The 23,076-nt window shown below is 41.5% G+C and carries 21 protein-coding genes; 12 read left to right on the top strand and 9 right to left on the bottom strand.

Annotation, left to right across the window (positions count from 1 at the left end):
• Positions 1–33 precede the first annotated feature (33 nt).
• From ACF8FD_RS10250 to ACF8FD_RS10225, 6 genes are all read left to right on the top strand, one after another.
• A complete protein-coding gene (locus ACF8FD_RS10250; protein ID WP_234304677.1) occupies positions 34–639 on the top strand; it encodes a LysE family translocator in 606 nt (201 codons plus the stop codon).
• A gap of 482 nt (positions 640–1,121) precedes the next feature.
• Positions 1,122–1,874, top strand: coding sequence for an electron transfer flavoprotein subunit beta/FixA family protein (locus tag ACF8FD_RS10245; protein WP_005400499.1), 753 nt, complete (start codon positions 1,122–1,124; stop codon positions 1,872–1,874).
• A gap of 17 nt (positions 1,875–1,891) precedes the next feature.
• The gene (locus ACF8FD_RS10240) at positions 1,892–2,827 is read left to right on the top strand and encodes an FAD-binding protein (protein WP_004982561.1); all 936 of its coding nucleotides are present in this window, start codon (positions 1,892–1,894) and stop codon (positions 2,825–2,827) included.
• Positions 2,828–3,122: 295 nt separating this feature from the next.
• A complete protein-coding gene (locus ACF8FD_RS10235; protein WP_201952015.1) occupies positions 3,123–3,731 on the top strand; it encodes a hypothetical protein in 609 nt (202 codons plus the stop codon).
• A gap of 306 nt (positions 3,732–4,037) precedes the next feature.
• Complete coding sequence (gyrA, locus tag ACF8FD_RS10230; RefSeq protein WP_392453354.1) at positions 4,038–7,019, top strand: DNA gyrase subunit A; 2,982 nt, start codon at positions 4,038–4,040, stop codon at positions 7,017–7,019.
• A gap of 73 nt (positions 7,020–7,092) precedes the next feature.
• Positions 7,093–7,536, top strand: a complete 444-nt coding sequence (locus ACF8FD_RS10225; RefSeq protein WP_004982555.1) for a hypothetical protein — start codon at positions 7,093–7,095, stop codon at positions 7,534–7,536.
• Between the two features lie 33 nt (positions 7,537–7,569).
• On the opposite strand, the gene ACF8FD_RS10220 is transcribed toward ACF8FD_RS10225, so the two are convergent.
• The 4 genes from ACF8FD_RS10220 to ACF8FD_RS10205 are packed head-to-tail and all read right to left on the bottom strand — an operon-like array spanning position 7,570 to position 12,472.
• The gene (locus tag ACF8FD_RS10220) at positions 7,570–8,658 is read right to left on the bottom strand and encodes an ABC transporter permease (protein ID WP_234304679.1); all 1,089 of its coding nucleotides are present in this window, start codon (positions 8,656–8,658) and stop codon (positions 7,570–7,572) included.
• Entirely contained in the window at positions 8,655–9,785 is a 1,131-nt protein-coding gene (locus ACF8FD_RS10215) for an ABC transporter permease (protein ID WP_234963599.1), read from the bottom strand. The genes ACF8FD_RS10220 and ACF8FD_RS10215 overlap by 4 nt, the downstream gene beginning before the upstream one ends.
• Positions 9,785–10,933: an HlyD family secretion protein gene (locus ACF8FD_RS10210; RefSeq protein WP_234304681.1), complete on the bottom strand. Its 1,149-nt coding sequence runs from the start codon at positions 10,931–10,933 to the stop codon at positions 9,785–9,787. Before ACF8FD_RS10210 ends, ACF8FD_RS10215 begins: the two co-directional genes overlap by 1 nt.
• A gap of 21 nt (positions 10,934–10,954) precedes the next feature.
• Entirely contained in the window at positions 10,955–12,472 is a 1,518-nt protein-coding gene (locus tag ACF8FD_RS10205) for a TolC family protein (RefSeq protein WP_392453353.1), read from the bottom strand.
• 341 nt (positions 12,473–12,813) lie between these two features.
• On the opposite strand from ACF8FD_RS10205, the gene serC reads away from it, so the two are divergent.
• On the top strand, positions 12,814–13,893 hold the full coding sequence (serC, locus tag ACF8FD_RS10200) for a 3-phosphoserine/phosphohydroxythreonine transaminase (RefSeq protein ID WP_004982544.1): 1,080 nt from the start codon (positions 12,814–12,816) through the stop codon (positions 13,891–13,893).
• Positions 13,894–14,014: 121 nt separating this feature from the next.
• Here the strand turns inward: serC and ACF8FD_RS10195 are convergent, their stop codons facing one another.
• From ACF8FD_RS10195 to map, 5 genes are all read right to left on the bottom strand, one after another.
• Complete coding sequence (locus tag ACF8FD_RS10195) at positions 14,015–14,971, bottom strand: TauD/TfdA family dioxygenase (RefSeq protein WP_234304682.1); 957 nt, start codon at positions 14,969–14,971, stop codon at positions 14,015–14,017.
• Positions 14,972–15,139: 168 nt separating this feature from the next.
• On the bottom strand, positions 15,140–15,274 hold the full coding sequence (locus ACF8FD_RS10190; RefSeq protein ID WP_017397043.1) for a hypothetical protein: 135 nt from the start codon (positions 15,272–15,274) through the stop codon (positions 15,140–15,142).
• A complete protein-coding gene (locus tag ACF8FD_RS10185) occupies positions 15,267–16,475 on the bottom strand; it encodes an MFS transporter (RefSeq protein ID WP_234304683.1) in 1,209 nt (402 codons plus the stop codon). Before ACF8FD_RS10185 ends, ACF8FD_RS10190 begins: the two co-directional genes overlap by 8 nt.
• A gap of 153 nt (positions 16,476–16,628) precedes the next feature.
• A complete protein-coding gene (locus ACF8FD_RS10180; protein WP_058870010.1) occupies positions 16,629–17,699 on the bottom strand; it encodes an OmpW family protein in 1,071 nt (356 codons plus the stop codon).
• A gap of 327 nt (positions 17,700–18,026) precedes the next feature.
• On the bottom strand, positions 18,027–18,854 hold the full coding sequence (gene map / locus ACF8FD_RS10175) for a type I methionyl aminopeptidase (RefSeq protein ID WP_004695821.1): 828 nt from the start codon (positions 18,852–18,854) through the stop codon (positions 18,027–18,029).
• Between the two features lie 207 nt (positions 18,855–19,061).
• Here map and rpsB point away from each other — a divergent pair, with 207 nt between their 5' ends.
• From rpsB to ACF8FD_RS10150, 5 genes are all read left to right on the top strand, one after another.
• Positions 19,062–19,811 (top strand): 30S ribosomal protein S2, encoded by a 750-nt coding sequence (gene rpsB, locus ACF8FD_RS10170; RefSeq protein WP_004982536.1) that lies wholly within the window; start codon positions 19,062–19,064, stop codon positions 19,809–19,811.
• Positions 19,812–19,952: 141 nt separating this feature from the next.
• Entirely contained in the window at positions 19,953–20,828 is an 876-nt protein-coding gene (gene tsf, locus ACF8FD_RS10165) for a translation elongation factor Ts (protein WP_004695824.1), read from the top strand.
• An 82-nt stretch (positions 20,829–20,910) separates the two neighbouring features.
• Positions 20,911–21,405, top strand: coding sequence for a DUF3465 domain-containing protein (locus ACF8FD_RS10160; RefSeq protein ID WP_058870009.1), 495 nt, complete (start codon positions 20,911–20,913; stop codon positions 21,403–21,405).
• A gap of 67 nt (positions 21,406–21,472) precedes the next feature.
• The gene (locus tag ACF8FD_RS10155) at positions 21,473–22,306 is read left to right on the top strand and encodes an AraC family transcriptional regulator (protein WP_279678932.1); all 834 of its coding nucleotides are present in this window, start codon (positions 21,473–21,475) and stop codon (positions 22,304–22,306) included.
• 68 nt (positions 22,307–22,374) lie between these two features.
• On the top strand, positions 22,375–23,076 hold the full coding sequence (locus tag ACF8FD_RS10150) for an AzlC family ABC transporter permease (RefSeq protein WP_392453351.1): 702 nt from the start codon (positions 22,375–22,377) through the stop codon (positions 23,074–23,076).

Raw genomic sequence — 23,076 nt, 5'->3', positions numbered from 1 at the left:
TTTCACTTTCTAATAGATGAAAGGGGAAAGGAAATGTCTGTATATGTACTCTTTGCACTGACCGTGCTGCCGCTGATTTTTACACCTGGGCCAGATATGTTATTTATTCTGTCTCAAGTTATGGGCAAAGATGCAAAAGCAGGCATGATGGCGACTGTCGGCGTATGTACAGGCTATTTACTACATTCAATTTTAGTGGCTTTGGGTATTGCTGCCATTATTGTGTCTTTCCCGCTTTTGTTTGAAACCATCCGTTGGTTGGGCATTGCCTATTTGTTGTATTTGGCCTTTGGTTTATTAAAGTCGGTTTTTAGTTCTAAAAAATTGCAACTAGACCGAAAAACGGAAAATAACCCAATCAAAAAAGGCTTTTTTACCGCACTATTAAATCCTAAAGGTATGCTTATCTATTTTGCAATCTTGCCGCAATTTATCGATAAATCTGCCAACACTGTCAGTCAAGGTTTGATTTTATCTTTACTCTTTATCGCGATGATTTTTGTGGTCTACTGTAGTTTGAGTCTGGTTTTTGCAAAACTGACACAGAAGTCCCCAATAGATGAACGTAAGCAAAAATGGATTGATGGTACTTCAGGTGGTTTGCTGGCATTGGCCGCGACATGGCTGATTGCCAATTAAACTCAGAGAAGAATGTCAAAATGGCATGCTTTTTTTTTGAGGAAGTTTTTTAGATTGGTTAATAAAGAAGCAATACTGTGTCATCGTATGTCTAGAATAATGAGTATTTGAATCTAAGAATGTGTGATCTATCTTAAATGACAGATTTGTGAAGCCTGATAAAGATGTGAACAGACAGTCAATAATCTATTTAATGGTGAATATTAGAGAAAAGAAATCAAATCTTTGAATAATGTAAATCAGATAAAAATATAATAAAAATCATAACTTAATCTGAGTGCGATTTTGTGCAAATATAGTGCGTACAAAAAAGTATGAACGCGTCGTTCAGCTAAATTTACGCATTTTTACAGCTCTTTGGTGAATTGTGACTTGACCGAAATGCCGTACACATTGCAAGATAGGGCACCTAAAAAAATTTAAGTGAAGAGTTAAACTAACTTTTCTCAACATTTACATTTGCTAAAACAGCCGAGGATTACATGAAGGCTCTTGTTGCTGTAAAACGTGTGGTTGATGCCAACGTTAAAGTTCGCGTTAAGCCGGACAACAGTGGTGTTGACTTAACCAACGTTAAAATGTCAATTAACCCATTCTGTGAAATCGCAGTGGAAGAAGCGGTTCGCTTAAAAGAAAAAGGAACTGTTTCAGAAATCATCGTTGTTTCTATTGGTCCTAAAGAAGCGCAAGAGCAAATCCGTTCTGCTATGGCGCTTGGTGCTGACCGCGGTATTTTAGTTGAAGCTGATGACAGCCAACTGGGTGCTTTAGAAATTGCGAAAGTGTTGAAAGGCGTTGTTGACGCTGAACAACCTCAGTTGATTCTTCTTGGTAAGCAAGCAATTGATGATGACTCTAACCAAGTCGGCCAGATGCTTGGTGCGCTTCTAGGTGCAGGTCAAGGTACTTTTGCTTCTGAAGTTAAAGTTGATGGCGACAAAGTGCAAGTAACTCGTGAAATCGACGGTGGTTTACAAACTGTTGAACTTGCACTTCCAGCGATCATCACCACTGACTTACGTTTGAACGAGCCACGTTATGCTGCTCTTCCAAACATCATGAAAGCGCGTAAAAAACCGCTGGATACGAAGTCTCCTGCTGATTTTGGTGTTTCTACGACAACTAAACTTAAAACAGTTAAAGTTGAAGCGCCTGCTGAACGTAAAGCTGGCGTACAAGTGAAGTCTGTAGACGAACTTGTAGAAAAACTAAAAAATGAAGCGAAAGTGATCTAATACAGAAGGATAAAATCATGAGTATTTTAGTTATCGCTGAGCACGACAACAAAGCACTAAATGGTGCAACTTTAAACGTTGTTGCTGCAGCTCAAAAAATCGGTGGTGATATCACTGTATTAGTTGCTGGTTCTGGCGCTCAAGCTGTTGCTGATGCTGCTGCAAAAGTTGCGGGTGTAAGCAAAGTATTACTTGCTGACAACGCAGTTTACGCAAACCAATTGGCTGAAAACGTTGCAGCTTTGGTTGCAGATATTGCTAAAGGTGGTTTCAAACACGTATTGGCTGCATCAACTACAACGGGTAAGAATATTCTTCCACGTGTGGCTGCTCTTCTTGATGTGAGTATGATTACAGACATCATTGCTGTTGAATCTGCAAATACGTTCAAGCGTCCAATCTATGCAGGTAACGCGATTGCAACAGTTCAGTCTGATGAAGCAATCATTGTTGGTACTGTACGTGGTACAGCATTTGACCCTGTCGCTGCTGAAGGTGGTTCTGCTGCGGTTGAAGCTGTAAGCGAAGCAAAAGATGCTGGTATCTCTAAGTTTGTTGCTGAAGAGATAGTGAAATCTGAACGCCCAGAATTAACTGCTGCGCGTATCGTGGTTTCAGGTGGTCGTGGTGTGGGTTCAGGTGAGAACTACCATACTGTTCTTGATCCATTGGCTGACAAATTGGGCGCCGCTCAAGGTGCATCACGTGCTGCGGTTGACGCTGGCTTCGTTCCAAACGACATGCAAGTAGGCCAAACAGGTAAAATTGTTGCGCCTGACCTGTATATCGCTGTAGGTATCTCTGGTGCGATCCAGCACTTGGCGGGTATGAAAGACTCTAAAGTGATCGTTGCGATCAACAAAGACGAAGAAGCACCGATCAATGCAGTAGCGGATTACTGGTTAGTAGGTGATTTGAATACCGTTGTTCCAGAGTTAGTATCTAAAATCTAATTCCTGACAACGTTTCAAAAAACGCTTTTGTGCAAGCAGTTTAAGCAATGCTTAGCTGTCATGTGCAGGAGTGTTTTTTTATGTGCGTAAATCAATCTCAATATTATAAAAAATCAAAATTACTCGATATTTATTTTGTTATTTTAAGTCCTTGTATTCTGCAAATAATAATAAAAATTTAAGCATTTCTTAAGCTGAGTGTGCATCTGAATATTCAGATTTATGATACTATTTGCCATTCATTTTTAAGCTTAACTTACATAAAACTTTTTTTGTTAAGTTGGGAGTTGTAATCTTGCTGATTGATACTCGCGTATCTTGGTCTGTTCTGATCCTTGCTGTTCTGTGTTTAATCTTTCCATTTTTAGCTGATCTACAGTTTCCACTTTTAGGTGGTGCTGTTGTACGCGGCGTGGAAAATATTCAAGCGTTACTTTTATTGATATTTGCTGTATTTAGCTATTTTTACATGCAACCGATGCGTCTGCCTGAGGGTAAAAAGTATTTTTGGATCTGGGCTGTACTGTGGTGGTTGCTTTTATTTGGGCGTAGCACCAGTTGGGGTAGAGACTATTTCCCTGAAGTCCCAAAAGTATATTTTCGTGGCATCTCGGTGGTTTTGATTGGTTCAGTCGTATTTATGTTATTGGTTAAACCATTGCGCGATGAGATTGCGATAAAAATGAAGAACATTACGATACCTGCTTGGGCAATGCTGCTCACGGTGTTGGGATTGATTATTTCTGACGGCATTGAACACAGTCGCATTTATGGTGGAATTTTCTTACATCAGATTGCTTATAAAGACCTAATGGAGGAGCTATATGAGTTTCCTTTAATATTGGGCTTGTTTATGGTGGCATTTCATATTATGCGGCGCGATAAGCAAGAGATCGATCAGTAAGTCCAAAGATAGGCAAGACATGGCTTAAAGCTCTCAAAAATGAGGGCTTTTTTGCATTTTACGCAACGTTAATAGGGAATGTGATGGAGCTGTAAATGTACATCCTATACATGTGTAAAATATAACCCCTAAATTAAAGAAAATTAACGAGATTAACTGTGGTGACGTGACACAAAAATCAGAGTGTTTATGCTATAATTTACGGCTATATTTCAGTTTTTAGTTCAGTATTTTGAACTAATAATTTTGCAAGTTTTACGACATATAAATGCAAGCGGTTTTACGTTTGTAGAATAAGGAGTATGCATGAGCGTATCGGAAATCAGACCGATTGCGATTGAGGATGAACTCAAGAACTCGTATCTTGACTATGCAATGAGCGTGATTGTTTCTCGTGCTTTGCCAGATGTTCGAGATGGTCTAAAACCTGTTCATCGTCGTGTGCTTTATGCAATGCACGAATTGGGTAATGACTACAACAAAGCTTATAAAAAGTCTGCCCGCGTGGTTGGTGATGTGATCGGTAAATATCACCCACACGGTGATTATGCTGTTTATGAAACCATTGTTCGTATGGCTCAAGACTTTAGCTTGCGTTATCAATTGGTTGATGGTCAGGGAAACTTTGGTTCGGTCGATGGCGATAGCGCAGCTGCAATGCGTTATACCGAAGTTCGTATGCGTAAGTTGACTCATGAAATTCTTGCCGATCTTGAAAAAGATACGGTGGATTGGGAAGATAACTACGACGGCTCTGAACGTATTCCGCAAGTGATGCCAACGCGTATTCCTAACTTACTGATTAACGGTACTACAGGTATTGCTGTGGGTATGGCGACCAATATGGCGCCGCACAACATGACTGAAGTCGTGAACGCTTGTTTGGCCTATGCTGAAAACCCAAATATTTCAATTGAAGGATTGATGGAATATATTTCGGGTCCAGACTTTCCTACAGGTGGCATTATTTACGGTAAAGCGGGCATTGTTGATGCTTACCGTACGGGTAAAGGTCGTTTGCATATTCGTGGTAAATACCACTTTGAAGAAGACCAAAAAACAGGTCGTACCACGATCGTTTTCACAGAAATTCCATATCAAGTCAACAAAGCGAAAACCATTGAACGTATCGCTGAGTTGGTGAAAGAGAAAAAACTGGAAGGCATTTCTGAGCTACGTGATGAATCTGACAAAGACGGGATGCGTATTGCCATTGACTTAAAGCGTGGTGAAAACGCTGAAGTTGTGGTAAATAACTTATTCCAAAACACGCAGTTGGAAAACTCATTCAGCATTAACATGGTGTGCTTAGACAACGGCCAGCCAAAGTTAATGAACTTGAAAGACATTGTTGCGGCATTTATTCGTCACCGCCAAGAAGTGGTGACGCGTCGTACCATGTTTGAGTTGCGCAAAGCACGTGAACGTGGCCATATTTTAGAAGGTTTGACGGTAGCATTAGCAAATATTGATGCGATCATTGAAACCATTAAAACTTCTGCAAATCCGGCTGAGGCGCGTGAGCGTTTACAAGCAGGTGAGTGGGCAGCAGGCAATGTAATTGCACTGCTTGAAAAAGCAGGTTCTGTTTCTGTACGTCCAGACGAAATTGAAGGTGAAGACCCAAGCCGTCCGTTTGGTTTAGATGGTCAGATATATCGTTTATCGCCTGCGCAAGTCGGTGCTATTCTTGAGCTTCGTTTGCACCGTTTAACAGGTCTTGAACAAGACAAGTTACAATCTGAATATACTGAAATTTTAGGTCAAATTGCTGAACTCACAGCGATTTTAAATGACTTCAATTTATTGATGGCAGTGATTAAAGAAGAATTAGCTTTAATTTTGCAACAATACGGTGATGCTCGTCGTACCGCAATTGTTGAGTCTCGTATTGACTTCTCGCGTGAAGATTTAATTCCTGAAGAGCAAGTGGTACTGACTGTTTCAAAAACAGGTTATGCGAAAACACAACCGCTTTCAGACTATGCTGCGCAGCGTCGTGGTGGACGTGGTAAATCTGCGACCTCGATGAAAGAAGATGACTACATCCAGCATCTGATTGTGACATCTAACCATGCCACAGTGTTGTGCTTTACCAATGTTGGTAAAGTCTATCGCCTGAGAGTGTTTGAAGTGCCTCAAGCATCGCGTGGTTCGAAAGGTCGCCCAATGGTGAACTTATTGCCACTGGATGCCGATGAGACGATCACAGCAATTCTTCCTGTGATTGATGCGCCGAAGAAATTTAAAGAACGCTTAGCTGAGTTCAAAAACTTTGTGCGTAGCAATGTCGCGACATTACGTGAAAATAGTATTATCGACGCGCATTATGACGCGTTAAAAGCTTCATTCGATGAGTTGGCTGAAGATGCTGATGAACTCTCTGATGCATTACGTAAGCAATTGAAAGAGTTGGGTGTTGAGCTTTCAACAACAGATTTGGACAATGAAACAGTTGTTGAATTTGCTGATCTTGCAGAGAAAATGCGGAAGAATTTCTTTGTATTTATGGCAACAGCGTCTGGTACAGTCAAGCGTGTTGAATTAGAACAATTTAGTAATGTTCGTTCAAATGGCTTACGTGCGATTGAGCTAAAAGAAGAAGATACCTTGATTGGTGTTGCAATCACCGATGGCGAACAGCAAATCATGTTGTTCTCAAATGAAGGTAAAGCAATCCGCTTCTCTGAAACTGATGCACGTGTGATGGGACGAACTGCAAAAGGGGTACGTGGTATGCGTGTCACTTTAGCTGCAGCCCAGACCGAAGATGATGTTGAAACCGACACAGATTCAGATGATGAAGAATCTTCTGATTTAAATGTGGCGAGCCGTATTGTTTCATTAGTTGTTGTACCTGAAACTGGCGAAGTACTGTGTGCTTCTGCAAATGGTTATGGTAAACGTACGCCAGTAGATGACTTCCCAACCAAGAAACGTGGCGGTAAAGGTGTCATTGCAATCAAAACATCTGAACGTAACGGTGAGTTGGTCGGTGCGGTTGCCATTGATGAATCTAAAGAGTTGATGTTGATTTCTGATGGCGGTACTTTAGTTCGTACTCGTGCCTCTGAAGTTGCTAGAACGGGTCGTAATGCACAAGGTGTACGTCTGATTCGTTTAGGTAATGAAGAAATCTTGGTCGGTGTCGTTGCTGTTGAAGCAGTTGAAGTCGAAGATGATATTTTAGATGCTTCTATGGAAACAACTGAAGAAACTGTGGTTGACGAAGTAAATGTAGATGCATCTGAAAATACAACAGATACCAACACATCGAACGAAGACTAACTGAATGAAAAAGAAAAGGGCGCTTCGGCGTCCTTTTTCGTGTTGGCGATGACCGAGTGGTGGATAAGATTTTATGAAAGCAAAATTACTGGTTTTGAGTTGTGCGTTGGCTTTAACAGCGTGTGATAAATTGGGACAACAGGCATTGGATTCGATCCCAAATCCGAGTCCTGCTCAAGAGAAAGCAGCTCAGCAGGCTTATCAAGCCTTTACTCAGGGCGATTTTCCGCAGCTATATACTTATTTTGAGCCAGAGTTACAGCGTAAATTTAAAACTCATGAAAAAGACATGCGCAAATTTGCAAAATCGATTCCTAAACAAGCCATAACGACTCAAAAAATTGTATCGAAACACATTGAAAAATCGACGGAAAAACCAAGTTTGTATGCAGTTACCTATGAGTATGCTTATAGCAATAAAAACCTAGTTCAATACGATGTTGGTTTTGACAAAGCCGGCGGAAGCACAAAAATTCGCAGCTTTGATGTCAAACTTTATGGGGCTTCAACGGATTAAATTGGTAGGATTGCTATCAATAGGTTCTAAAATTTAGCGATGCTTGAGACGCCAATAAGCAAATGCTGCGCACGCTATACCAAACACAAAGAGATAGAGTAGTTTCGGCAGAATAAGTGTAGTTGGTACACCCATTTGGTTCAGTTGAATAAACATTTGAATCCCTTGGGTCGATGGCAAAACATTGCCCAAGTATTGCATCCAAGCGGGCATTGCGGCGTGTGGCCATGCTGTTCCTGAAAGTAGAAATAGCGGAATAGAGGTAAATACAATGACATGTCCCGCACGTTCAGGCATATCGAAAAATGTTGAAATCAACATGCCTAAAGCCACGATACAGCCTATAAAAATCGGCACGGCCAGTAACATACCACTAAAATTTCCCCCATGTGGGTAGTCATTTAACCAATAAATAAAGCCAAATAAATATAAACAACCGAGCATACCAATGGTCAGGATGGCGCAAAAAATCGCAAAAAATTCCGTCGTCGTTGGTCGCCATTTCTGTTCGCGGTATCCGGCCAATAACATCCCTAAACCGAGCACGATGGTTTGATGAATAATCAGCGGAGCAATAGCGGGGAAAATATAACTGCCATAACCCGACATGGTGTTAAAAAGCGGCGTTTGATGAATGGAAATGGCTGGTGAAAAGTGTGAAATATTGCCAAATTTTTCCATGTGTTCGCGTACAGCATTTTCAATTGAGGTAGCGAGACCTAGCCCAATTTGTTTGGTTTTTAAAAAGTTTGCCGCGCTGAGATAGAGCCCAATCCCACCGACTTCGCCATGCCGAAGACTATTGGAAAGATTTTCGGGTAAGAGCAAAATACCATCGGCTTGCTGTTGTTTAATCATATTTTCAGCATCGAGAAAATTGCCCGTCACAGCTTTCACTTCAACATTTGGACTGAGCGAAACTTGCTGAATGATGTTATTGGTCACGATACTTTGTTCTTCATCCACAATCACAATGGGCAAAGCTTCTGCTTGCTGTGCTTTGTAGGCAGTCGGATAGAAAACACTATAGAAAATCACCGAGAGGATGAGCGTGGTTAAAATCGACTGATTGGTGATAATGTCTCTAAATGTCTTGAGGTAATAGTGCAAAAATGACTTCATGACACTGCTCCTTTGATTCGTTTTTTGAGCAGCAGGACAGAGGTTACAGCGTAAAAGACCACATAGAGAATAAGAATGAGTAAAGGCAATAGCGATGAACTGATTGGGCTACCAATGACCCATTGTTCGGTTTGTAGTTTGGCATAATGTGTGTAAGGAATAATATTGGCCCAAAATTTGGTAAACAGTGGTGCGTTATTTAAGGGGAGCGTCACTCCTGCAAAACTGAGCGAAGAGCCACCATACACAGCAATTAAACCAAAGGTTTTAGATAAGTTGTTGGTGGCTAAAACAATGGTGCTACTGATCAAGGCATAGGCGCTATAAAATAAAAGCTGTGCCAACATTATCAACCAAAGCTGACCTGCAACAAACCAACCGCGAATCTCAATCAGCCAAAACATCCACGCCCATGTCCATAAGGTAAAAATTAGTACATAGGTCAGGTTTTTAGTGAGGATGGCTTTAAAAGCAGATTGGTTGTTTAGCCAATTTTGCGCTGTATCAAACTTAAATTCTTGACCGACTGAAAATGCGACACAGCAGCAGAGTAGTAAATGCAAAATTGCAGGAATCATAAAGGGTTCTAAATAGAACTCATAACTCAAATTTGGGTTGTATAAGGTCGAAATTTTAACGTGTGGTGTAGGTACATCTAAATAAGGAATAGTATTTTCTAAATAGCTTTCACCAGCATAGTCTGCCATGGCTTCAACTGTGCTGAGTAACATGGCTGATGAAATGGTGTTCCCCACACTAAAGTAACTTTGGTTATAGGCAATGCTGATTTCAGCATCTTTAGCTTGAACAAAACGTTGCTCGGCACCATGGGGAATACTGACGTAACCCCAAACTTTAGTTTGGTTCAGCAGCTTTTCAACTTCGGCATTTTGATCACTGACGATGGCGACATCTAAAGTATGGTTGAGTCTCAAGTAGCGCTGTATATTTTGGCTCAGTTCACTTTGGTCTTGGTCAATAATCGCAATAGGCAAATGTTCGGGTTTACCTTGGGCAAACATGCTGGAAAAAAGCACGATAATAAACAGTGGGGCAAGCGTGACTAAACATAGATCCCACTTATGCTTCAGTAAATAGTTCAGTTCCCGCAGTAGCCCGCTTAGCATTATTTGCTCTCTTTGACTTTAAACAACACACTCATGCCAACTTTTAGGTCTGGAATGGCTTGCGCAGGCGTCAAATGAACTTTAAAGCTACGAATGTCATAGCCTCCTGTTTGGCGTGTAGTCTTAATAGTGGCAAATTCGCCTTCGGCATCAATATTCTTAATATTAAAGTTGGTATTCAGGTTTAAGGCTGGAATAAAGCCTTCAATTTGTTTTGCTTGGTAGATGTTGGCGTATTGGTCTTCACGAATATTCAGTGATACCCAAAGCTCGCGATCTTGAATAATACTGACAATCGGTACCCCCATTGCTACCAATTCAGAGGGTTTGCCATAAGTTTTAGAGACAGTACCGTCAATGGGGGAGAGTAGTTTGGTTTCAGCTTCAAGTGCATTGACTTCAGCAACAGCTGCTTTTGCAATTTGCACTTGAGCATCTGCTGAACTTTTTTGCTGTGGAGTGCTGCCACGTTCAGCCCGAGCGTATTGTTGATATGCCGCTTCTGTCATTTGAGCAGCTGATTGCGCCGCAGCATGCATTTCATCACGACGTTGTCGGGAGATGACACCTTGTTGGTACAGGTTTGCACCACGTTGATAGGTGGTTTGTGCCAAAGTTTGCTGTGCTTTCAGTGCTTGCCAGTTGGCGTATAAACTCGCAATATTTTCTTCCTGAGAACCACGGTCAGCGGTGGACTGGAGTGCTAAAGCAGCCTGTAAGCTGGCCAATGCTTGCTGTTTTTTGGCATCGACTTCAGGGCTATACAGTCGAACGAGTTCTTGGTTTTTACTGATCTTTTGTCCGTCATGTACATAAATCTCATCAATTCGACTGGGCACTTTGGTGCTAACATGGATCGTTTCTGCCTCAACCCGACCTTGGATTTCAACCGTTTTCGGTTGATAGGCCTTCCACAGTCCAAAAGCAATCACGATGAATAGAATTATAAGAGCAAGCCCCCCAATCAGCTTGATCGCTTTGGACTTTTGCTCGGGGTTTGTATTGGCTGATGCTGGCTCAGTCTGTTCTCTCTCAGTCTGTGCTTGTTCTTGAGTATTATTTGTGGTTAATTCCTCTGTTGATGGCTCTACTTGATCTTCTTGTTTTTCAGGTTTTTGCGGATCAGATTGGTTTTGATCTTGATTCATTAAATGGCTCTCATCAAGGAATTAACGAATAAATCGCGTATTGGGTTGCAGAAGATAGGTTTGGAACTGATGGATCGAACCATGACTTTGTAGAAGCGTCGCCAGTGACATGACATATTTATACGCATTCAGTGCGGTTTCTGCTTTTAAAGCACTGAGCATATTTTGTGCATCGATCACTTGGGTCGCTGTTCCCATATCTTCTTTAAAGGACAGTTCTTGTATACGTAAATTTTCTTGCGCTGCTTTTATATTTTGCTGTAATAACTGATCACTTTGCTGCGCTGTGGTGGCTTCGCTATACGATTTATAAATCACATTTTCAATTTCTTGTTTAGTTCGTGCTGTCATCAGTTCAGAAGCGTAGCGTTGTAACTCTGCTGCTTGGACATTTTTGTTTTTATCAATGCCTGAAAACAGATTGTACTGTGCGGCTAAGCCAACGATCCAGTTATTTTTATCGTCTAGACTGTATTCACCAAAGGCAAAAATATGTGGTTTCTTGGCGGCTTTTTGTGCGGTGACATTGGCTTGTGCCAATTGAGTGTCCATTTGCAGTTTTTGTACTAAAGCCGATTGATCTGCATATGATCTGAGTAGGGTATTCAGATCTTGGTTTTGGGTACTGTTAATAAAGAGTGGTGTGGTGAGTTCAGTAATTTGGCTGCTTTGTAAAAGGTTATTCAGTTGAAATAAACTGGCTTTTAAATTGGCCTGACTGGCTTGCTCACTGCGCTGTGCATTGTTTTTTGCCACTTCAAATTGCATGCGCTGGCCTTTACTAATAAAGCCCTGTTGTTCGAGTTTAAGAGCATTGTCATAGTGTTTTTGCATTGCATGCCAATTATATTGGCTAGACGCGAGCAACTGTTTTTGCAGTTGAACATTGAAATAGGCTTGAATCAGCTCAAAGCGTTGTAGGTCTTGCTGTTGTTTTGTATTGAGTTCGCTACGTTTGGCTTTGATATTGGCGACTTGTTTCGCACTTGAGGTTAACCCACCTGTATAAAGCGGCATCATTGCAGAAATCGTCGGGCGTATGACTTGATCTTCTAAGGTAATTTGCGAGCTATTCGGAATAAGCCCGACACCTTTGTGGATGGTTTGATCAATACCTTGCTCTAAACCACTTAAATCGCCCAAATTTGGATAGGCGTTTTGCCACTCATCAATTTTCGTGGCTACACCATCAGTCAGTGTGTGTTCTAAATTATTTTTGAGTGCACCCAGAGGCACATCGAGCTCATTATGAAAAGCATAAGCACGTACGTTCAGATCGATACGAGGTAGCCCCAAACCTTTGACCGCTTCTGCTTCTAGTTTTGAAGCTTGTTGTAAGGCTTGGGTGGCCTGTGTGCTATACGAGTCTTGTAACACACTTTGCTCAGCTTGTTGATAGCTGATAGATGCAGCAAAAGTCGTCGAGCTGATTCCGAGACTGAGACCGAACATGCTTAATGACAAGATTGATGGCAGTGATGTACGCAATAGGTATTTGTTGGCTGGTGTATTAAGCATGTTGAATAGTCTTTGTGGCATGAGCACGACTCTTTTCTATATTTTTGCACATTATACGCATAATCTAACTGTTCTGAATGCTGACTCAGTTACTGAATTGTTTAATTTGCAAATGTATATCAATAGATTAGCGACATTTTTAAGCAAAGGAAATGCTTTCGTTTGAACTTAGGTGAATGGGAAAGTGTTGCTGTAATTGATTGAGCAGTGATGAGTTCAAACTGGATCGTTGATCTTGATTGAGTTTTTGACTGTAAAGGTGAGATTACATTGAAATATTTTCAGTTGAATTTACTGCAAGCACTGGCTATCTGTGGTTAAATGCCATCATTTTATTGTGTTTCACTTTGAAAGGAAAAATCATGCGCGCGTACAACTTCTGTGCTGGTCCTGCTGCATTACCTACTGCCGTTTTAGAAAAAGCACAAGCTGAAATGCTTGATTGGCAAGGCAAGGGTCTTTCCATCATGGAAATGAGTCACCGTAGTAAAGACTATGTTGCTGTGGCTGAAAAAGCAGAAGCAGATTTACGTAAACTCATGAACATTCCAGAGAACTATAAAGTCTTGTTCCTTCAAGGTGGTGCTTCACTTCAGTTCTCCGCGATTCCTTTAAATTTGTTGGGTAAAAACAGCAAGGCGGACTATATCCATACTGGAATTTGGTCTGAGAAAGCACTGAAAGAAGCGCAGCGCTATGGCGATATCAACGTCATTGAAGCGGGTACGCAAATTGATGGAAAACTTGCCATTGCAGACTCAAGCACTTGGAACTTATCTCAAGATGCGGCTTATGTGCATTATGTAGACAATGAAACGATTGGTGGTCTTCAGTTTGCGGCTATTCCAGAAACCAATGCGCCATTGGTTGCAGACCTGTCTTCAAGTATTTTGTCTGCACCTGTTGATGTGACTAAATTCGGTATCATCTATGCAGGCGCGCAAAAGAACATTGGCCCAGCGGGTTTAACCTTAGTTATTGTTCGTGAAGATCTGCTAGATCAAGCCAAACCTGAAATTCCAAGCATCTTGAAATACGCTTCACAAGCGAAGAATGATTCGATGGTCAATACACCATCGACCTATGCATGGTACTTGTCAGGTCTGGTGTTTGAATGGTTGCTTGAACAAGGTGGTGTTGAGGCGATTCATAAAGTGAACCTTGAAAAGGCAAAACTGCTTTATGGTTATATCGATGCAAGCGATTTTTATGCGAACCCAATTGCTGTGCAAAACCGTTCAATTATGAATGTGCCCTTTACTTTGGCGAATCCAGACTTAGAAAAACTTTTCCTTAAAGAAGCTGAAGAAAACCATTTGTTGAATCTTGCGGGTCACCGTTCAGTTGGTGGGATGCGCGCAAGTATTTATAACGCGGTTCCATTAGAAGGCGTTCAAGCGCTAGTGAATTTTATGGATGACTTTGCGAAACGCAATGCTTAAGTCATAGAAATAAAAAAGCCCATCAAACGATGGGCTTTTTTTATTGGTTTTTTAACAGATTATCTAAAACAATCGTGACGTTTTGGTGTCATACCCATAAATTATTCATTTTATTTATCACCTAGTACGGACGCCCCCCTGCAAGACTAATACGTTTGAGTAAGCGACGTTGATCGACAGGGAAGGGACGACGTGAATGTAGTGTCACCTGATTATCCCAAAAGATAATATCTCCAGTTTCCCAGTGATGTTCATAGCGAAACTCAGGTTTGAGGATATGCGTACGAAGTGCAGCAATCAGTTCACTGCCTTCGGTATCATCGACATTGAGTAATTCAACTTCCGAACGGGTATTGAGCCAAAGCGCTTTACGCCCAGATTCTGGATGTGTGCGGACTAAGGGATGAGGATAGGCATGACCTAAAATGGGTTGATCTTTAAAGCGATAATAAGGACTGTCGCCATAACCCGTATTGCCTGTATTACTTTGCGCACAGACGAATGGGTTATAAGTAATCAGCTGTAGCTGGTCGATCTGCTTTTTGACGTCATTGGGAAGCGCATCATAGGCTTTGATGGTATTGAACCAAGAGGTTTGTCCGCCGTCTTGAGGAAGCTCAAGGGCATAGAGCAGAGAGCCAAAAGAGGGAAGAGGTGTCCACTGGTGATCTGCATGTGGGGTGAGTTCGCCATGACCAGTATAGTCGCCTTGACCGACCGCATTGGAAACAGGAACCACATCGGGTGGAACACCAGTCTCAGTCTGGCTAGCAAGCACTGGATTGTCTGCACTTGGGCGGAAAATAGAACCAAAATAGCTGGCAAAGGCTAAATATTGCAGATCATCCAAAGTTTGGTTTTTAAAAATTAAAATCAGATATTCGGCCAAAGTTTGTTTTAAGCGATAGATGGTTTCTCCTGCTTGGGCTTTACGGGCATCTAAACCAAAAACCACAGCACCTAAGGCTTCTTCCGCCAGTGGGATAATTTGTATTTCTTCTGGATTTTGAAATCGTTCAGGTTGATGCCAACGCGGGGCATCATGAATCGCTTGTGAAAGTTGGGTTAATGCGGTCATTTTGATTATTTTCTCTAGATATAGGGTCTAGAGAAAATGTAATCAAAATATGTGTAATCTTAAAATTAAAAGAAGTTCTAAACTTATGAAAAAATTTAAAAAAATGCTAAGCTGCTGATTATATTGCTTTTCTTTTATAATGAAATATTGAGCTCAAAATATGCAGATTTAATGTGCGCAAAATGCCTGATTAAAATACTCAAACAGGTCAGGCGTATTCAGCCAAAGGCTAATCGCCAGAGCAAACAAAGCAACGATGCTAATGCCGATACCACACTTAAGCCATAAAAATGAATTAGTCATGGACAACCGCCTTTTCATCGACAAAGAAATGTACTAGTACGCCAAAAACACTCAGAATAATAGAGAACAGCCAAATCAAGTCATAATTACCTGTCACGTCATGGTTCACACCACCTAGCCATCCACCGAAAAATGAACCAACTTGATGAGTAAAGAACACGATGCCACTCAGCATGCTGAGGTACTTAATACCAAACATATTAGCCACAATACCGTTGGTTAAAGGCACTGTAGATAACCATAATAAACCCATCACTACACCAAAGCTATAGATGGTGAGTGTGCTGAGCGGGAGCATCAAAAAGGCAATAATGGCAATGCCTCTGAGCCCATATAAGCCCATCAGCAACTTCGGTTTAGAATATTTTCCACCTAGCCAACCCGCAGTGTAAGTACCAACGATATTAAATAAACCGACCAGTGCTAAGAAAACAGTTCCGGTGGTTGCATTAAAACCATGGTCAATCAAATAGCCGGGTAAATGGATACCTATAAAGACCACTTGGAAGCCACAGACCAAAAAACCGAGAGATAAAAACCAAAAAGGTTTATGATTTTTCGCAATGACTAATATATCTTTAAAGCTGAGCTGAACTTGGTTGGTTGACGCATTCGGTACAACAAAGGCGGGAGCTTTGAGCATCCAAGCCAGAGGAACAATCATTGCAATTAAAAGTGCACTAACGACCAACGCCGCAGACCAGCCAAAGTTTTGTAACAGCAGTAAGGTTGACGGCAGCATAATGAACTGCCCAAAAGAACCCGCTGCACTGGCAATACCCATAGCAAGGCTACGTTTTTCAGGCGGTGCAGCACGACCCACCGCGGATAACAATACAGAAAAAGAGGTCGCAGATAATGCTAGGCCCAATATAAGACCGACACTTAAGTTGAGTAACCAACCCGTAGAGCTGACTGCCATGAGCAGCAAACCGATGGTATACAACACACCACCGACGGTAACCACGATTTTAGAGCCATATTTATCTGCTAATGCACCTGTAAAGGGCTGTGCAGCGCCCCAAATTAGGTTTTGCATCGCAATCGCTAGACTAAAAACATTATGTCCCCAGCCAAACTCATCACTCATCGGCACCAGGTAGAGTCCAAAGCCATGTCGGACACCCAGTGATAATGCCAGAATTATTGCACTTCCAATGAGCATGTAAATCAGCGGTTTGGAAAAATGAGTTTCTGACATATTTCAACCAAAAAATGAGCTTAGAGTTCGCTATATTAAGTGAATTATTTGCTGAAAGCGATGATAAAAAATTGACTATTTGATCAATAAAAATAATGAATATTCATGAAAAAAGACGACTTAGTGTCGTCTTTTTTGTAGTTCTTTTAAAGCTTAGAACCGGTAGCCGACACCTGCATACGCCAGAATGGGGTTAATTTCAATATCGGCTGTGGATTTAATCAGTTCACCGTGCGTGGCATCTTTGACGGTGATCGTGGTTTCATTTTTAAGATGAGCATAGGACACCGAGCCGACAGCAAACCATTTATCATTAAAGTCATAGGTGAAACCGACAGTTGCAATAGGCGCGAAGGCATCAGTTGCTTCTAGCTTAACTTTGGGATTGGCTAAGCTCTTTTTCCCCTCAAGTGATGCACCCGCATTTCCTTCTTTAATATTGGCAATCATATGACCTGCCGCAATTAAATCTTTTTCAGTTTGTGGGTTAATTTCCAACTCATTAAAGTATGCATACATCATTCCAACACCGACATAGGGACGGAATTTATTCACACCTGTTTTACCAAAGTGATATTGGAACTCGAAAGCAGGTGTCCATGCACGTGCAGATGCCGCAGGACCATGCGCTTCTAAGTCGGTAATGAAAATATCATTTTCAAGTTCTAAATTTCCTAAAGCTCCGCCCATAGGTGTTGCAGTTGCTGAAAAAGGTGCATAAATTTTTCCTTTACCTTGTAAATCGACTTTAGGCGGAATACCAGCTTTCATTTCAAAAGAAATATTGTCGGTAAAAAAGTAATTGGTCATGATGCCCAATGTGGTGACATCATCGGCTTCTAAACCTGTGCCTGGGTTGTCCCATTGACTGAGTCCACGGATTTCAGCAGTTCCACTTAGTGCTGAGGGGACATCAGCATTAATTAAAGCTAGCCCATCAAGAGTAGCCTTTAAGAGAGGATTGACGCTACTTCCTGGCTTGATATTGTCGAGCACCGTTTGTGCTTTGATATCTCCAACTTTTGCAGTTTCACCTTCTTTAACCGATGTGTTAACACGGAAAGGTTGGGCTTTACCTTGTGGCATGACATGTAAAGCACCGACCGATACAGAAAAGCGTTTAAATCCATCACCATCTTGTAGACTAAAATAAGGTGAATCTGCATGTGTGAGCATAGGTAAAGCAGCAATAGACGTTGCTACACAAAGCAATGTTTTTTTCATTCTGGGACTCCATGTCCAAATTAACTATTCGTTTTTATAGAGCGTATTATTAAGGTTGCTGCTACGATAAAGCTGTTGTTTTTAAAGGAGATGTGTTTTTGACATTTGTGAATGTCAAAACCTGTTTTGTGTGATCGTGTTACTATCTTGCAATCTTTGTTACAGGTGAATGAATATAATAGAGCGCTACTCTTGAGTGTTTTTTGATTCTAGGTGTTTGTAAAATAAAAATAAATTTAAAATTCAATATTTGCTTAGCCATAAAAAAGACCACCTGAAGGTGGTCTTTTTGACAGATGGCATCATATTTCATGCCAATGACATCATTTAAGACTGAAAACGTGATAAATCTTCTTCAGGTCGTGCAGTTAACACTTCAACCCCGTTTTTAGTGACCAACAACGTATGTTCATACTGTGCAGACAAGCTATGGTCTTTGGTCACTACCGTCCATTTATCGCCCAGTAATTTAGTTTTCCAGTCACCACCATTGACCATTGGCTCAATGGTAAAGGTCATGCCTTCTTCTAAAATCATGCCTGAGTTTGGCTGACCATAGTGTAAGACTTGAGGTTCGTCATGGAACACAGTTCCAATACCGTGACCACAGTATTCACGTACGACACCAAAACGTTCCGATTCGACATATTGTTGAATGGCATGACCAATGTCGCCAATGGTTGAACCCGGCTTCACTGTTGCTATTCCACGGTACATTGCTTCTTGTGCCACTTTACATAAACGATTCGCTAGAATAGAAGTTTCGCCACCCACGATGTACATCATGTTGGTATCGCCGTGGAAACCATCTTTAATGACCGTCACATCAATATTTAAAATATCGCCTTTTTTCAACACTTTTGCATCTGAAGGAATGCCGTGACAGACCACATGATTTACTGAAGTACAAATCACGTGTTGGAAAGCAGGGCGACCTGGTGCTGCACCGTAACCTAAACAGGCTGGAATCGCGTCTTGTTTATTGACAATATAATCGTGACAAATCGTATCTAACTCAAGTGTAGTCACACCTGGTTTAATATGTGGCTTGATCATATCCAAGACTTCAGCCGCCAGTCGTCCAGCCACACGCATCTTTTCGATGTCTTCAGCGCTTTTGATGAGTCGACGGGGTGCTTCGTAAGTACTGTTCATGATCTCTAAAAACTTTTGGAAATTTGTGTGTGACTATGGTATAAATAGCCGCCCATTTTATCAAATGCTTTTTCGTGAATAAATTTCACGGGCTTTGTGCGATGGGGCAATAAAATCCGCACATATATCGACACATTTCTCTGGGTGCCCGTTAGGGTGGAGGATGCGGATATATGGAGGCCTAACCCAAACTTTAAGGTAAAGAAAATGGCAGATTACAACGTAAGCATGCGCGACCTTCTTCAAGCAGGCGCACACTTCGGTCACCAAACACGTTTCTGGAACCCAAAGATGCGTCAATACATCTTTGGTGCGCGTAACAAAATTCACATCATCAACCTTGAGCACACTGTTCCTGCGTTAAATGATGCTTTGAACTTTGTTAACAACCTTGCTAGCAAAAAGAATAAAGTATTGTTTGTTGGTACGAAACGTGCTGCTTCTAACATCATCCGTGAACAAGCACAACGTGCTGGTCAACCATATGTTGATCACCGTTGGTTAGGTGGTATGTTGACGAACTGGAAAACACTTCGCCAATCTATCAACCGTCTTAAAGACCTTCAAACTCAATCTCAAGATGGTACTTTCGCTAAGCTTACTAAACGTGAAGCTTTAGAGCGTACTCGTGAGATGGAAAAACTTGAACGCGCTTTAGGCGGAGTTAAGAACATGGGTGGTTTACCTGACGCATTATTCGTAATCGACGTTGATCACGAAGCAATTGCAATTAAAGAAGCTAAAAACCTTGGTATTCCTGTAATTGGTATCGTTGATACAAACTCTAACCCAGACAACGTAGACTACGTTATTCCGGGTAATGACGATGCGATCCGTGCAGTTACTTTGTATGCTTCTGCTATGGCTGATGCGATTCTTGCTGGTAAAGAATATGCTCAATCACAAGCAAATGCACAAGCTAAAGTTGAAGAAGCTAAAGAAGCTCCTGAGGCTTAATGCGTTTGACGTAAGCTTGTCATTTTTGCGACATGTGATGGTGGCAAAGTAAGCGTCATGTATGCAGACGGCCCAAGAGACAGCTCTGGGCCGTTTCTGTTCTAAAAAGAATTCATTTTCTACCGTATTTAGGAGATTGACATGACTGCAGTTACAGCAAGCATGGTTAAAGAATTGCGCGATCGTACTGGTCTTGCAATGATGGAATGTAAAAAAGCATTAACAGAAGCGAATGGTGACATCGAATTAGCGATTGATAACCTTCGTAAATCTGGTCAAGCTAAAGCGGCTAAAAAAGCGGGTAACATTGCAGCTGATGGCGCAATCACTATCGCTCAAGACGGTAACAAAGCGCTTCTTTTAGAAGTAAACTGCCAAACTGACTTCGTTGCTAAAGACGAAAACTTTGCTGGTTTCTCTGCTCAAGTTGCTGCTGCTGCGTTAGCTGCTGGCGAAACTGATGCTGCTAAAATTGCTGAATTGAAACTTGAAGATGGTGCAACTGTAGAAGAAGCGCGTATTGCACTTGTTCAAAAAATCGGTGAAAACATCCAAGTTCGTCGTGCTCAAATCATTGAAGGCGAAAACCTTGCAGTTTACAAACACGGTTTAAAAATCGGTGTTGTTGTATCTTACACAGGTGATGCTGCGACTGGTAAAGGTATTGCAATGCACGTTGCTGCATTCAACCCAGTTGCTATCTCTGCTGAAGGTGTATCTGCTGAACTTATCGCTAAAGAGAAAGAAATTGCTGAAGCTAAAGCAATCGAATCTGGTAAGCCTGCAAACATCGTTGAGAAAATGGTCACTGGTTCAGTTGAGAAATACTTGAACGAAGTTGCTCTTGATCGTCAAATGTACGTAATCGACAACGACAAGAAAGTTGCGGACGTTCTTAAAGCAACTGGTACTACAGTTGTTCAATTTGCTCGCTTTGAAGTGGGTGAAGGTATTGAGAAAAAAGCTGAACTTTCTTTCGCTGAAGAAGTTGCTGCTGCTCAAGCTGCTGCAAAATAATTGAAAAATTATTTTGAGTAAAAAAAGCCCCTTTGGGGCTTTTTTTATACAATTAATAAAAATAAAACGAGGAAGTAGATAAGTGGCCAACAAAACCAACCTGAGTATTGGCGCGGTGATCGTACTTTTGATTGCTGCATATTTCGGAATCGATCTTCAAGAAAATCAATTACAAACATCGACACCATCAGTCGCGGTAGAGCCCTCTACACAGACCAGCCAACCGCAAAATCAAGTACTTGATGGCACAGCAAAAATTGCCCAAGCGTTTCAAAACCGGAAAAGTAATATTCAAGTTCAATCACAAGGGCGTGTTGTGGCTGTGCTTAAAGATGATAATAATGGTTCTCGTCATCAAAAATTTATTGTAGAACTCCCTAATACAATGACGGTTTTGGTTGCACATAATATTGATTTAGCACCCCGTATTGAACGCTTACAAAAAGGGGATACCGTTGGCTTCAATGGTGAATACGAATATAGTGAAAAAGGTGGGGTGATCCACTGGACACATCACGATCCACAACAGCGCCATGAAGGTGGTTGGTTAAAACACCAAGGAAAAACCTATCAGTAGTAGAGCAATTTTGTTCTATACGTTTTGCTGAATCGCAGTATGCTGAGTGTTCAGGAGAGGCCAACTCATGCACGAAATCAGACCCAGTGAATTTGTAAATTACCATCATGTTCAAGAACTTGACGGTCTTGAAATGTTAAAAGCCTCCTATCAGCATACGCAGTTTTCAAAACATACCCATGAAGGCTATTGCATTGGCTTAATTGATGAAGGTGCGCAGTCTTTTTTACGTACAGGAAATCAGCATATTGCACCGCAAGGCGACATTATTTTAGTGAATGCTGATGAGGTACATACGGGTTCTTCTGCTGTTGAAACTGGGTGGTGTTATCGGGCAATTTATCCGACTCCTGAAATGATCCAAGAGGTGAGTCAAGATTTTTTTCATGAAGCAGGGACTATGCCGTGGTTTCCGCAAGCTGTGGTTCATGATGAAGGACTAGCCGAACAATTGAATTTGCTGTTCGATTTGTTGTTACAGCCAAAAAATACACTGTTTAAACAAAGCTTATATATTTCAACTTTGGCTTATTTATTAAGCCGTTATAATCAATCTAAAAAAATATTAAAAGACTTACCCGAAGCACAGCGTAAAGTGGTCTTGGTACAAGAACTACTTGCTGCGGAACCTGAAAAAGAGCATCAACTGGCCGAGCTCGCCGCTGTCGTCGAGATGAGCCCATGGCATTTATTACGTCAATTTAAAAAGTTTACTGGACTTCCACCTCATGCATGGTTGGTACAGTTTCGATTACGTAAATCTTTATATTTACTTAAACAAGGCTGCGAGATTGCGACATTCGCACAACTCTGTGGTTTCTCCGATCAAAGCCATTACACTCGTCATTTTAAAAAGTCTTTGGGTTGTACGCCTGCGCAATATCTGGCACATAAAATTTAAAATAACAGCAATTTCATACAAGAAAGCCATCTAAGGTATGCCGCATATTGACTCTAGCGAATTGAAAAATGGAGTCTGCTGTGCAGTCGCAATTGATCCAACAAAAAAGTTTAAGCTTTTTCCGTGGTGTACAAGATATGTTGCCGCTTTCAGTCGCCGTTATTCCATGGGGAATATTGGCAGGCTCAGCAGCGATTAATGCGGGCCTGAGTGTCATACAAGCTGTAGGCATGTCAGCGTTAGTGTTTGCAGGTGCGGCACAATTGGTCAGTTTGAGTATGCTCATGACGGGTGCATCTTTACTGAGTATTCTGATCACCGTATTTTTTCTAACCAGTCAGCACTTTATTTATGCACTGAGTTTAAGAGAGGAGGTGAAGCCATGGTCACTCAAAAGAAGACTGAGCATCGGCTTTTTGCTGACCGATGAACTCTACGCCACCGCGATGCTGAAGGAAAAGCCGTCTTATGCCTATATGTTGGGTGCAGGATTTAGCTTTTATGTCAGTTGGGTGTTGTTTAGTCTAATGGGTATTTTGCTTGCAAATAAAGTACCTGATCTTTCAACTCTCCACTTAGAATTTTCAATTGTGGTGGTTTTTTTAGTTATGGCAGTGATGCTGATTCAAAATAAAGCCGCAATTTATGGCGTGGTGAGTTCGTCGATCATGGTGCTGATTTTGAGTTGGTTAGAGCTGGGATCAGCTATTTTGCTGGCTGGGTTTAGTGGGATGTGGGTTGCTGCGCTCTTTGATCAAGCGGAGGACTAA

Origin of the sequence: Acinetobacter sp. TYF_19 (assembly GCF_043105125.1) — a bacterium.
GTDB classification, from domain to species: Bacteria; Pseudomonadota; Gammaproteobacteria; order Pseudomonadales; family Moraxellaceae; genus Acinetobacter; species Acinetobacter johnsonii.
The sequence above is the reverse complement of the archived record's forward strand: the minus strand, read 5'-3'. Positions and strand labels throughout refer to the sequence as shown.